10 protein-coding genes are annotated in these 13,843 nt (G+C 44.2%); 3 read left to right on the top strand and 7 right to left on the bottom strand.

From position 1 onward, the window contains the following. Nucleotides 1-93 precede the first annotated feature (93 nt). The 6 genes from AAEY72_RS02030 to yajC form a co-directional block, all read right to left on the bottom strand. Nucleotides 94-450, bottom strand: a complete 357-nt coding sequence (locus tag AAEY72_RS02030) for an AzlD domain-containing protein (protein WP_352309258.1) — start codon at nt 448-450, stop codon at nt 94-96. Further along, complete coding sequence (locus tag AAEY72_RS02025; RefSeq protein ID WP_240215706.1) at nt 440-1,171, bottom strand: AzlC family ABC transporter permease; 732 nt, start codon at nt 1,169-1,171, stop codon at nt 440-442. Before AAEY72_RS02025 ends, AAEY72_RS02030 begins: the two co-directional genes overlap by 11 nt. Nucleotides 1,172-1,281: 110 nt before the next feature. Continuing rightward, entirely contained in the window at nt 1,282-2,703 is a 1,422-nt protein-coding gene (locus AAEY72_RS02020) for an MATE family efflux transporter (RefSeq protein WP_352309257.1), read from the bottom strand. Between the two features lie 459 nt (nt 2,704-3,162). Further along, entirely contained in the window at nt 3,163-4,422 is a 1,260-nt protein-coding gene (gene secF / locus AAEY72_RS02015) for a protein translocase subunit SecF (protein ID WP_010198347.1), read from the bottom strand. Between the two features lie 9 nt (nt 4,423-4,431). Beyond that, nucleotides 4,432-6,309 (bottom strand): protein translocase subunit SecD, encoded by a 1,878-nt coding sequence (gene secD, locus AAEY72_RS02010; protein WP_352309256.1) that lies wholly within the window; start codon nt 6,307-6,309, stop codon nt 4,432-4,434. Between the two features lie 253 nt (nt 6,310-6,562). After that, complete coding sequence (gene yajC, locus AAEY72_RS02005) at nt 6,563-6,889, bottom strand: preprotein translocase subunit YajC (protein ID WP_189581667.1); 327 nt, start codon at nt 6,887-6,889, stop codon at nt 6,563-6,565. Nucleotides 6,890-7,470: 581 nt separating this feature from the next. Between yajC and AAEY72_RS02000 the strand changes: the two genes are divergently transcribed. The 3 genes from AAEY72_RS02000 to AAEY72_RS01990 all read left to right on the top strand — a co-directional run bounded on the left by AAEY72_RS02000 (nt 7,471) and on the right by AAEY72_RS01990 (nt 12,914). After that, nucleotides 7,471-8,781 carry a CNNM domain-containing protein gene (locus AAEY72_RS02000; protein ID WP_194619584.1) on the top strand — a complete coding sequence of 437 codons (1,311 nt, stop codon included), beginning with the start codon at nt 7,471-7,473 and terminating at the stop codon, nt 8,779-8,781. Between the two features lie 377 nt (nt 8,782-9,158). Then, a complete protein-coding gene (locus tag AAEY72_RS01995) occupies nt 9,159-9,653 on the top strand; it encodes a hypothetical protein (protein ID WP_189581670.1) in 495 nt (164 codons plus the stop codon). A 267-nt stretch (nt 9,654-9,920) separates the two neighbouring features. Continuing rightward, complete coding sequence (locus tag AAEY72_RS01990) at nt 9,921-12,914, top strand: LysM peptidoglycan-binding domain-containing protein (RefSeq protein ID WP_194618641.1); 2,994 nt, start codon at nt 9,921-9,923, stop codon at nt 12,912-12,914. Nucleotides 12,915-13,015: 101 nt separating this feature from the next. Here AAEY72_RS01990 and AAEY72_RS01985 read toward each other — a convergent pair whose 3' ends face one another. Continuing rightward, on the bottom strand, nt 13,016-13,765 hold the full coding sequence (locus AAEY72_RS01985) for a YebC/PmpR family DNA-binding transcriptional regulator (RefSeq protein WP_010198357.1): 750 nt from the start codon (nt 13,763-13,765) through the stop codon (nt 13,016-13,018). Nucleotides 13,766-13,843 lie beyond the last annotated feature (78 nt).

Below are 13,843 nucleotides of genomic sequence, written 5' to 3'. Positions count from 1 at the left end.
TACTGTGTCTACGCAGGCAGAAGCTGCAAAAAATTTATACCAGTCACGCTGTCTCTTTTTTATATTGACCTGACTATAAGTAGTTATTAGTGACTAAGTCAGTTGGGTAAACAACCAAAGCAAACCATTAATCGCAGCAATGCCGACAACCATGCTGACCAATAATTGACGGCTCAAATGATAGACCAATAATACCAGAAGTAAAGCGCCGATTTGTGCCATTAGTAAATGCAGCTCTGCACTTTGCAGGCCAGTGCGCGCTGATAAATCTTGGTAAGAGAGGCTGGTCAAAACAAGCAGTATCATCACGGATAACGGCAAGCTTTCATTTAGGCGATGTAACCATGGCGTATCCAGCAGATTTTTGGGTATCAAGGCGGGAAGGGCACGAGTGATAAAAGTGACAGCAGCCATGGCAAAGGTAGCAAAAATTAGATAACTACTGGTCATGACTTCCTCCTGTTAGGCTGCGTTTGGTCCAAAACCCGCGTGCCAAAATCATCAGCATACAAATGCTAATCGCAACCAATAACAGCCAATTGCTAGTAAATAAGGAGGCAACGGCTAAAGCAATTACGGCAATACCGATTGGAAAATAGCGCTTGATACTCTGAAATTGCTCATAAGCTAAAATGACAAATAGACATACTAAGGCAAAATCCAAATGTGGTATCAAGTCACTGAGCGTGCTACCTATCATCACACCAAGCGTACTCGCTAGCACCCACCAGCTTTGATTAAACAAACTAATAGGTAGGATCAGGGCTTGTCTCGATTCATTGGGTAAACTGGTCATGACCGAAAAAGTCTCATCAGTCAGGGCAAATAAGCAGTATGTTTTGGCCAATTTTTGTTTCGGTAAGTACTGTAGCAATGGCATGCCATAAAATACGTGACGCAAGTTAATAGCGGCAATATTTGTCGCAATATTACCAATCGGTAGACCGGCACTTAGCATGGGCAAACAGGCGTATTGCGCCGCGCCAGCATACAAGACAATACTGAGCATAATCGTCGCCCACACAGGGATGCCAGCAACTTGCGCCAGCACACCAAAGGCGATGCCCGCAGGCAGATAGCCCATCGCGACTGGCAGGCTCTTCTTAAAGCCTTCTGTCCAATCATAGTGAGCCGCTTGTTGATGATTTAGTTCATTTGAATGAGTAGTCACATGACATCCTGATTTTTCTGACTGTATTTTTATAATTGATGGTCGGTCTTTATTTGATAAGACTAAGAAAGTCCTATTTTTTAGGTAAATAAATCTTTAGGCAGTCGACGCTAAACATTGGGCTGTAATTTTTCATAGCTACCGGTTCGATATGCACGGTATAAAAATCCGCTAAGAATAATAAGTCTTAGCAGCAACAAACACCAGACGCTAAGCCAGATACCAGTCATATCCCACTGCTGATAGAGTAGCCAACTCAGTGGGAAAAAGACCACTGCCAATATAAGGGCGGCGTTACGAATGACATTACCCGCCGTTAAGCCAAAGAATATGCCGTCTAACCAATAAGCGCCAACGCCGACCAGCGGTAATAGCACTGCATAAAGATGGTAGTCATAGGCAAGGGCAAAGACTGGTTCAATATTGGTCATAAGCTGCAAATAAGTTGGCATGGCAAGCCACCATAGGGCACTTAGCATGATGGCAAGCCCATAGCTGACTACGCCAGTACGTTTGACGATAATACGAAACCGTGGCCAATCAAGTCGTCCTGATGCTTGACCGCTCAAGGTCTCAGCGGATACTGCTACGCCATCAAGGGCGAAGGCTGAAATGCTCAATACTTGCAATAAAATAGCATTAGCAGCCAAAATTACATCACCACTTTGCGCAGATAGACGAGTGATCCAAGCAAAGCTTAACGTTAAAATCAACGTGCGGATAAAGATATCTTTATTAAGCGAAAATAGCCTAAGCATTTTTTCTTTCGCAAAATGCTTAGGATCAGCTGTAAACAGCGCCGTCCAAGATATCTGCAGATGTTGACGGCTCAACCATAAGGCCAGTAACACGCCAGACCAAAAGGCAATAGTAGTACCTAGCGCCACACCGACCAACCCCATTTGTAGTCCGTAGACAAAGAATAGAGTGAGAATGATATTAAGTAATGCGATAAAGCATTGTTGGTAGAGCATGTAACGTGTCTTACCTTGACCCGCAAACCAGCCGATAAATGCAAAATTCATTAGCTCAGCGATGACGCCCCAAAAACGTACGTCCAAATAAGTTTTGGCAGCAAGGCCACTGTTAGGGTTGGCAGATAAGACTCTTAAGCCAAAATCAATCAACCATGGCTTTGCCAGCAGTAATAGTGTGCCGATGATGAATGCTAATAATAAAGCACGTTGCAAAATAGACAGCAGTGGTGAAGCAAGCAGACTTGACTGTTTTGTCGTCGTGTTTTTAGCACTATCAGCATGGCTGACTGATTGTCCCAACGCTTGAGCTGATAGTCCAGATGAAGCGTACTGTAAGAAGTTAAAACTGACGAGTAATAAAGACAATAACTGTATGGCCAACCCCATACCAGCAAGCTTAGCGGTGTCATTCATGTTACCGACAATGGCAGTATCAATTACGCTCTGAAGTGGCATTGCCAAATTGGCCAACAATACCGGTAATGCGATGGCGATAATACGCCTATAACGAGTATCAATCGGTGGTATGGATCGTGATGGCGTAACAGTTGGCATTGGTGGCTCGTTTATACTTAATGGCTATGGTTGTAGCAGTATATAAAGATAAAAGCACCCAACACTCAATTAGTTATGAGTCAGGTGCTTTTATTTGTAGCTCACTTCCGTACAGTGAAAAACGGATTATGAGCTTGTTTGAATACTCTTTTATTTAAAGGTTAACTTAGGGTCTATTGAATATTCAAATATTAGAACTGCTGATCGCTAAAATCGCATCAAACGTTTTATCAAATCAGGCGTAAACCGACGATAGTGTCGAGACCTTAGCTAGGTTTACAACAACGTTTGGGGTGATTTTAGCATCAGCCTTTCAGGGCAAAGCTATTTTTTGCCAATACATGGCGAAATTGTCTAACCTAGAACGACTAGGCGTCAAAAATTTCACTGCGTATTGTCTAAAAAATAGCCACTGCCAGTTCCACATTTGAATACTCAACGGACTCTAACTAAGTTGCTTTAAATATTGTCTTGTTCAAACATTTTTGGGTCATTAAAAGTGACGATTTCTTCTTCAAATTCAGGCTTAACCTTGACCACGAAATCATCACGAGATAGCCCCATACGTAGTGGAATCGAGCTTGCGATATACGTTGACGAATAAGTACCAGCCAGCAAACCAATGAATAGCGCAACCGAGAACCAATAGAGACCATCACCGCCCAAGAACAGCATGGCTAAAACAACCAGTAACACAGTTGAGATAGTCATGATGGTACGGCGTAACGTTTCTGTTAATGACAAATCAATCGTTTGACGAGGTGTAATACCACGGACGCGGCGGAAGTTTTCACGAATACGGTCATAGACAACGATTGTATCGTTCAATGAATAACCGATCAAGGCTAAGATAGCCGCCAAAACAGTTAAGTCAAACGGAAAGCCAAATAGGGCAAAGACACCAATGGTCACGATAGCGTCGTGGAAGAGGGAAAGCACCGCACCCAGAGACAGCTTGAACTGGAAACGTAGCGCGACATAACCAAGCATACAGACCAAGGCTAAAACCAGTGACATAACAGAGTTTAAGTAGACTTCATTACCTACTTGGCTACCAATGATATTCACATTACTGATTTCAACCGTGTTATTAGGCAATGCTAACGCGGCACTAAGACTGGCATTGAGTCCGTCAATATTGTCAGACTGAGGTGGCAAACGTACCAGTAACTCTTGACGTGTGCCAAGATATTGTACGACAGCATCATCAAAGCCATTATCAGCCAAGGCTTTGACCACTTCTACTTGCTCAGCAGGCTGCTCATAACGTACATCTGCTGAAACACCACCGGTAAAGTCTAGACCTAGATTTAGACCATTAACGGCAATCGCGATAATACTACCAATCACCATGAGTAACGATAAAATAGCCATCGGCTTTTCTATCTTCATAAAGGGAATGATACGTTGATTACCAACGGCTTTGATACCGCCTTCAGCTTGTGCAGCAGCATCCTCAGCGGCATCACTCATCAATTGAGTCTGGTCGACAGGCGTACTTGTCTGTGTTGTCAATTCTTGAGCATTTTGACCGCCACGACGCGTTTTGCTTTTGTCTGATTTCGCCGTCGTAGGATTGTTGGTTTTAGTATTACTACCTTTACCATCACGACGCGGTTTGTTACGGCGGCGCGTACTGTTACTGTTTGAATCGCCGTTTGAGCCATTTCGATCTGGATTATTTTGCTGTTCTAGAGGATTATTCTTATCGATCGCCATATGTTTCTCCTAACCGATGCTCAGACGTTTGATAGATTTACGTTTACCGTAAGCAATTTGTACCAGCGCACGCGTTACCAAAATCGCGGTAAATAGCGAGCTGACAATACCAATCGCTAAGGTGATCGCAAAGCCTTTAATCGGACCTGTACCAATCGCAAATAATATAAAGGCGACCAATAAGGTAGTGATGTTGGCATCGAAGATACTACTAAAGGCGCGATCAAAACCCGCCACAATGGCAGATTTTGGCCGGACGCCATTTGCCAGCTCCTCACGTATCCGCTCAAAAATCAGCACGTTGGCATCGACCGCCATACCGATGGTTAAGACGATACCGGCAATACCGGGTAGGGTCAGTGATGAGCCTAAAATTGACATAATAGCGATGATGATAATGACGTTAATTGCTAGTGCCACGTTGGCAATAACCCCAAACAGACGATAGAAAATAATCATGAACGCAAAGACTAACAAGTAACCAACTTGCGTAGAGAAGAGACCTTTATCGATATTTTCTTGACCCAGCGAAGGACCAATGGTGCGTTCTTCTACAAAGTACATCGGTGCGGCTAATGCGCCTGAACGTAGGAGTAGTGCAAGTTCTGCTGCTTCTGCACTACTATCAAGACCAGTAATGCGGAAAGAGGAGCCTAGTACGGCTTGGATATTGGCGCGATTGATGACTTTGGTTTCAGCATAAGGCGTACGTACTTCGACCGTTTCGCCAGTCGCTGGGTCTTCTTCGTAAGTGATTCTTTGCTTATTTTCAATGAATAAGACGGCCATTTGCTTGCCAACAGCAGTACGTGTGGCGTTTTGCATCAGCTTACCGCCAGCACTATCCAGCGTAATACTTACTTCAGGTGAGCCGCTCTCATCAATACCCGTCTGTGCGTTAGTGACTTTATCACCTGTGACGATAGATTGACGCTCTAGCAATACCGGTGGACCATCAAGCGTCTCAAACGGGAATGCTTCGGTACCAGCAGGAGGAATGCCACCCGTGTAGTTTTCACTGTCCTCAGCCACCATACGGAACTCAAGGTTCGCTGTGCGTCCAAGGACTCGTTTTGCTTCCGCGGTATCTTGTACACCAGGTAATTCAACGACGATACGACTCGCGCCTTGTGATTGTACCAAGGCCTCCGTGACGCCAAGTTCAGCAATACGATTGCGTAGGGTTGTTAAGTTTTGATTAACCGCATAGCTATTGATTTCGTCTAGCGTTGCATCGTTGTACACCAAAATCAGGGCAGGGCCTTGGTCATCAATAGAAGACTGTAAACTAAAAGTATTGCTCATCGAGCCTTGCAAGACATTTTGTGCACGATTACGGGTGTCTGTATCGGCGAAATGTAGCACGATGCCTTGGTTTTCAGTTTTGATGCCTTTGATCGCAATACGTTCAGCCCGCAGATCATGGCGTACATCACGGCTGGCACTGGTCAGGCGTTGATCGAGAGCCTTATCCATGTCAACTTCTAGCACAAAACGCACACCACCACGTAAATCAAGACCGAGCTTCATCGGTCTAGCACCGATATCACGTAGCCATTGCGGGGTTGTCTGCGCTAAGTTGAGCGCGACCACATAGTCCTCGCCCAAGTTCTGACGCAGTACTTCCTGTGCTTTGAGCTGATCGACCGGGTTATCAAGACGTACCAGCGCGCTGTTGCCCTCAAAGGTGCCGTCATGATTGTTCAAACCAGCGTCTTCGAGTAAGCTTTGAGACTGGGTCAAGATACCATCAGACAGCTGCGTACCTGCTGCTGCACTAGTAATCTGTACCGCAGGTTCATCAGGATAGAGGTTAGGAGCAGCATACAGACCGGCAATGATTAGCACGACGGTAATAAGTAAGTATTTCCAAGCGGGATATTGCATAATCACTTCTTTAAGTTGATAAACTATTGGCGACGCAGGCCACAAGTTAGCATATGGGAAGTTAGTGAGAGCAATGGTTGAGTGCTTATTTAGCAGCCGTCATGATGCACCATTGCGATCATCCGCGATGATAATAAAACGTAAAAAGGTAAAGCGAAAAGTGACCGTAAATCAGATACGGTCACTTTTATAGCGGTTGCTTTTATAGCTATGACAACTATTCATTAATTATTATCAAAGCCATTGACAATAATTAGACGCTTTCGATAGTGCCAGCTGGCAATACTGAAATAACAGAAGCACGCTGTACTTTGATATCTGTATTATTGTTTAAGCTAACGACTGCATAATCGCCTTCTAATGCTTTGATACGACCCATTAGTCCACCAGCAAAGATGATTTCACTACCGACTGTCAACGCATTGACCATAGCACGATGTTCTTTCGTGCGCTTAGATTGAGGACGGATCACTAAGAAGTAAAAAATTGCAAAAAAAGCAACAGGTAATAAGATTTGACCAAATAGTGATGCAGCACCGGCAGTTTCGGCAGCATGGGCCGCTTGGATAAATAACAACATAATCTCTCTCAGTGAGTCATAGATAATAATAAATTAAACGCATAGTAACAAAAAATCCTAGACTTGGTAACTGTTAATCATAGGCTGAGGATGTTTTTCTTAACGTACTGGCATACTAGCAGTCAATATTTATCCCTACAATCTCTTTGGTGTATAAAATAGGGTGTTGTGAAGTGGAGACTGACTTGGAATATCTAAGGGTTAAATTCATGCAAACTATGCCTCAACACCATCAGAATTATGCAACATAATAAGTATGGTCAAGACAATACTATTAAAAATATCCATTTTAAGCACCCAGTTACATTAAAACTATCCGCTTAAAAACAAATAGCGACTTATTGTGCATTCACATCATCAGTGCTACTATCAAAAGACAATGATTGCCTGTATTTAGTGCGCTCTACTATTAGGCTATAATTGTATCTAATAGAAGGTATGAGAGCAGCATTACTTGACCATTTAGCACGATCCAGTTTTTTATCATAGATGGTTTGCTGTCTGATGTAGTCTGCTAATTATCTTTTTCGATTCCTTTTTTCTCTTTTATGTTTAGGTTACCTAACTTGTCCACCACTTTTATGTTTATACCTCGTTTGTGTCGTCCACGCGCTTGTCGTAAAGACGTCTCTGCTGAACCTCCCCCGACGATGCGCTATTTACAGCGTCTTAGTCTTACTAAATCAGTCTCTAGGCTGTCGGCACTACTAGCAATGCTGATGTTCTTATTGCCTCATTCCGCTTTTGCAGCGGGGGGCGTAGTAACAGAAAGTCTAGTAGCAGAACCGACTGCTGCCAGTGTACTGCTGCTCATATTGTTTGTGCTGATCGCTATTGGTATCTCATTTATTTGCTCTCTGGCTGAATCTGTTTTGCTGAGCATGACACCATCCTATATTGCGGATGTTCAAGAACGCAATCCAAAAAAAGCAAATATGCTAAGACGATTAAAGGTCGATAATATCGATCAGTCGTTGGCCGCTATTTTGACCTTGAATACAGTGGCTCATACGTTAGGTTCTATCGGAGCGGGTGCTCAGGCTACGATCGTGTTTGGTAGTGCTTGGTTTGGGCTATTTTCTGCCATTATGACGTTGGCTATTTTGTTTTTATCTGAAATTATCCCAAAGACACTTGGAACGGTATATTGGCGTCAGTTAAGTGGCATGGTCGCTTACTTTGTGCGCGGTATCATTTTACTGCTTTATCCGCTTATTTGGATTTCGGAGCGGCTAACGAAACTGCTGGTACGTGGCAAAGAACCACAAGCATTTAGCCGTCGTGAGTTTGCCGCGCTTGCTAGTATTGGTGAAGAGTCTGGGCAAATCGACCCACTAGAATCTCGAATTATTCGCAATTTACTCGCATTTGGTGCTATTAAAGTCGAAGATATCATGACGCCGCGCTCGGTGATGCTGGCGTTTGAAGAAAACAAAACCGTGGCTGAATTGCTGGTTGATCGTCCTAAACTGACTTTTTCACGATTGCCAATTTATGATGGCGACTTGGACAATATTACGGGTTTTGTCTTAAAAACAGATATGTTGTTGGCGAAAGTCAATCATGCGATGCATAAGCCGCTGACTCAATTCAAACGCGATATCACCTTTGTATTTTCAAAGATGAAGTTGTTTGATTTATTGGAGCTCATGCTAAAAAATCGTATTCATATCGCCATTACCGTGGGTGAGTACGGTGAAGTAAAAGGCTTGGTCACCTTAGAAGACGTGTTTGAAACGTTATTGGGTCTTGAAATTGTGGATGAGATAGATCGCGTTGAAGACATGCAGGCGTTAGCACGGCAAATGATGGACAGACGCGTAGAGCGTTTGGGCATGAAACTGAGCGATGATGAGCAGTATGAAGACAGTAATACAGAGAGTAAGTTATAGCGTTGTCATTGATGCGCCATACATTGGGCTTCTGAGTCATGACAGTGCAGTTGACGTATGGTCAGTGCTTTAGAGCAATAAGTGCTGTAGGGTAATAAAGGTGTAAGGCGTTCATAGTAAAGTGATATTCGCAAGAATTACACAGGGTGTCACATGGCTGTGAGAATTGAGTGATAGGCTAAAATCACTAACAAAGTATGCTGTTAAAAGTTTTAAGCAAACGCGTTAATAAAAGGTTAGCGTCCAGCGGGGCGTTATATTTATCATATCTTTTTATATTGAACTGACTATAGCCATCTATCATTAAATAGTAAACAGGTGCTAAACGTCAATTAATGCCAACGACAACAACGAAAACGGTATCGTTAAGGATTATCATGAAACGACTATGGGGAAAAGGGCTGTTGGCTCTACTGCTAAAAAGTGCTGGCGCAACAGCAGTGGTTGCTGTGGCAAGCACCGTAAGCATCACTGCGCAAGCCGCGACCATGACCGAAGATTTGGTACAAAGCTATGCAGCAGCCATGAAGTCATCAGCGAATAATAAAAGCATCAATCAAGTCGCCGGTCTTGTCTCTGACGATGCGCTGATTTCATTGTCAAGAAAAGGTAAGTCTACCAGCTTAGACAAAGATGCCTACTTGAAACTACTGCAAAACAGTTGGAATGACACGTCCAATTATCGTTACGATATTTCTGTAGATAACGTTGTCATCACTGGTAATCAGGCCAAAGCTAATGTTACGACCAATGAAAGCTGGGTAAAAGACGGTCGCAATGTGTCGTTTGTCACTACCTCGCGAGTGACTTTGACGTTGTCTACTGGCAATGCAGTTCTGCTACGCGCTGTATCACAAGTGGCTATTAATTAAGAATTTAGTACTTATAGTTAGTGCTTATAACCAGTAGTTATGGCTTAGCGTGCATGTTCAGCGCTGAGCTATAAAAAAGATGATAATTACTCAAAGTTATATTAGCTACTAGTTCGAACGTGCAATTTTTATGCATGTCGTCGTAACTTTTAGAGTATCGGCTGATTATTATCTTTTATATTAGGCTAGTCTTTGCTTAACATTGCATACTATACTAGCCATCAATATTACCTTATCAATTCTTGTCGTTAGGAAACTTCCAATACCATGTCTACTGTGCTCTCAAACTCTCGCTCATTTATTGCCTTACCATTGACGCTTGCGGTAACGACTTTACTTATCAGTGCTTGTAGTAATACGTCAGCGGTAAAAAATAAGGGCATGACCAACAGCTCAGCTGTGGTTACCAAACGTCCTACCAATCAAGTCGCTAACCCAAGCACTAATGCTGATTATTCAACGGCATTTTTGGATGCTGAAAGCTTAGATGAGCTTGCGGATTTGCTAGAAGCGACCGATATGACGATGGTTGAAGGCAATAAGCTTGCTATTCAACAATACGGGGACTTATGGAATCGCCTACGTGCGGGCTATCGCATGAATGGTGGTCAGCCTGTTTATAATCAGCGTATCGAAGGGCAGAAGGGTTGGTTTACCAGCAGACAGGACTATCTAAATCGCTTAACGGCGCGTGCCAGTCGCTATCTATACCATACCGTGCGAGAAGCTGAGCGTCGTAATATTCCCACTGAACTTGCGTTACTGCCCGTGATTGAGAGCTCCTATGATCCAAGTGGTACCAGTAGTGCTGCTGCCGCAGGTCTATGGCAGTTCATTCCGAGTACGGGTCGTATTTATGGTCTCAATCAAAGCAGTAGTTATGATGGCCGCCGTGATGTCATCGAATCAACGCGCGCTGCTTATGACTTTTTAACAGCTCTACACAATCAATTTGGTAGTTGGGAGCTGGCATTAGCCGCTTATAATGCTGGCCCTGGTCGTGTGCAAAAAGCAATCGATGCCAATGCGGCTCGCGGTTTACCAACTGACTATTGGTCACTCAGATTACCGACTGAGACCATGAACTATGTACCGCGCTTTTTGGCAGTGGCTGAAATTGTGGCAAAACCTGAGCAATATGGCGTTTATCTGCCCGCTATCGCCAACCGCCAGCATTTCCGTAGTGTGCCAGTGAACTATGGCGTTAGCTTAGCCGAAGTGTCACAAGTGACAGGCGTTAGTTATGATGAACTAGAAAGGCTGAATACCGCACTGACGTCAGCCCGTGTTGATTCTTCAGGCCCGCAGCGTATTATCATTCCGAATGATGTGAGTCTCAATACTGACGCAAAATTAAGCTCGTTAAGAGGCAACGGTAGTAGCAATGTCATCGCTACCAGCAACACGAATCCTAACGCACCAACGACACCAAGCTACAATAGCAAGCCCTATACCGGAACGTCATTGCCTTCTACAGGCAGTGCGCTTGCGGATTATGCGGCGAGTGCCAGTGTGCCTCAGCAAACGACCAGTTATATTTCACCATCAGTCACGCCGACGAGCAGCTCTGTCTATAGCAACAATGCTGTGCGTACTGAGCCGCCTTTGACTACGGCAGAAACTAACAAAATCAATGCAGAGCTCAAAAGCAGCAACAGTTTACCGACTACTTCTGCACAGATTACCCAAAACAACACTATCGTCCAAGAGCCGCCGCTAAGCAAAGAAGAGCGTGACTTTATTGCCAATCAAATTCGAAGCAATACCGCTGAGACCAACGTCATCAATGCGGATGGTAATATCAACCTTTCCGCAGTACAGACACAGCAGTCTATTTTAGAAGCACGCGGTGAAGAGAAAAAGCTGAGTTTTCCAAAGACATCAGTCAGTAAGCCAAAACCACAAGGCACACGTACCACTTATACCGTAAAACGTGGCGATACTTTATCAAATATCGCCAGTCGTGCTGATGTAAGCTGGCGCGATATCGCTGAATGGAACCAAATAGATGCCAGCGCTAAGCTATTGTCTGGCAGTACGTTATACTTGTATAGTGCCAAAACTATTGAGCCATTAAGCAGCAGTAGCGCCACCGTCGCAAGCCAGCCTGAGAGTTATGTGGTACAAGGTGGCGACACCCTAATTGGTACGGCCAACCGCTTTGGTTTGTCTGTGACACAGTTAGCAAGTTACAACAACCTAAGCAGCCGTGCTGACTTACTTAGAGGTCAAAAGCTGTGGTTGATACCAGGTAAGGTGACCGCTCCAGCAAGTACACCTGCTGCGCCATCGACTAAACCAAGTAAGTCGTCGACTGCGACCAAAAATTATAAAGTGAAAGCAGGTGATGGGCTAATTGCCTTAGCACGCCAATTTAACATCTCAACTGAAACCTTGGCGAGCCTTAATAACATTGGTACGACTGATTCATTGTATGTGGGTCAGACACTGAAAGTACCGGCCAGCGTTGAGTTTAATTCTACTAGTAATAGCACTAGTGCCAGTAGTTCGACTAGCCGCGCAAGCTCTTCAGTATCAACGACCAACTATAAAGTAAAATCAGGTGATACCTTGATTGGCATTGCGAACAGTGTGGGGGTCAGTGCGGCAGAGTTGGCTGCGGTCAATAGCAGTTTTGATGCTAAGGCACGTCTACAACGCGGTCAAACAATTAAAGTCCCAGCGTCTAAAGAGTTGGTTGATCGTCAGTTGAATGATAAGTCGGTCAGTTATAAAGTGAAATCAGGGGATACCTTAACGGGTGTCGCTCAACGTTACAATATCGGTTTGGGTGATTTGGCAGCAGCCAATAATTTAAAAACCAACTCCAATTTGATATTGGGTCGCACCATTACCATTCCTGCTAGCGGTAGCGCTCCTGCTACTAGCAGCAATCAAAGCAGCAGCAGTTCTGCCAGTACTACGGCTGGTACAGTAAGTAGTAATGGCAAAAAACTGGGCGACACTGAGAGCTATAAAGTGAAATCAGGTGATGGTTTAATCGCGCTGGCGCGTCAGTTTGGCGTTTCAGTCGAAGATTTGGCGGCGACCAATGATCTTGCGACCAATGCTCAGCTACAACGTGGACAAACCATCAAAGTGCCTAAAGTAACAGTCAGCTATACGGTTGGTTCAGGGGATAGCTTGATTGGTTTGGCTCGTAAATATGGCGTATCAACGCAAGAGCTGGCTGATATGAATAAAATAAAAGCCGACACGATGCTACAGCGCGGTCAGCGTTTGACCGTCCCCAACCGTTGATTTTAAAGAAGCTTTAACTAAAAAATCTGCTCTATATAAGAGCAGATTTTTTTTGTCTATTTTAGAATGGGACAATGAGCATAAATGGTTCAGGGATAAAACTATTGCTCAAGTTGTGCCATGACGTCAGCAGAGAAATTCACATTGCTATAAACTTCTTGTACGTCATCGATGTCTTCTAGCATATCAATCATTTTCATAACTTTTTCGGCATCATCCACATTGTCTATCTCAGCAGTGGTTGAGGGTGACATGGTCACTTCCGCATTGTCAGAGATGAGACCTGCAGCATTAAGTGCATCTTTGACTTGACCGAAAGTTTCCCATTCGGTGATGACCAGCAAGCTGTCACCATCATTTTCGATATCAAGCGCACCAGCATCTAGGGCGACCAACATCACTTCGTCTTCTAAGCTTGTATCATTAAAAGTGATTTCACCGCGCTTAGTAAACAGATAGGCAACTGAGCCTGAGGTGCCAAGATTACCCTCATGTTTGGTAAACGCGTGGCGTACTTCGCTGACGGTACGGTTGAGGTTGTCAGTCATGGTTTCGACCAGCACCGCCACACCGCCAACGCCATAGCCTTCGTAGCTGACTTCTTCCATGTTTTCGTTATCACCGCCGCCCGTACCGCGATCGACAGCACGGTTGATCGTGTCGCGGGTCATATTGACCGATAATGCTTTTTCAATAACGGCACGCAAGCGTGGGTTTTTGTCAGGGTCGGGGTCACCTTGCTTGGCAGCAGAAACAATTTCACGAATAATCTTGGTAAATACTTTACCTTTTACCGCATCTTGACGGGCTTTACGGTGTTTAATATTTGCCCATTTTGAATGGCCTGCCATATGACATCCTTAAATTTTTACGTGGTATTTATGGTGTGAATAAAAAGAGTATAAATGATGGTTTTTGACACTTAACGA

Origin of the sequence: Psychrobacter sp. W2-37-MNA-CIBAN-0211 (assembly GCF_040309405.1) — a bacterium.
GTDB classification, from domain to species: domain Bacteria; phylum Pseudomonadota; class Gammaproteobacteria; order Pseudomonadales; family Moraxellaceae; genus Psychrobacter; species Psychrobacter glaciei.
This window is presented reverse-complemented; position numbering and strand designations above follow the sequence as displayed.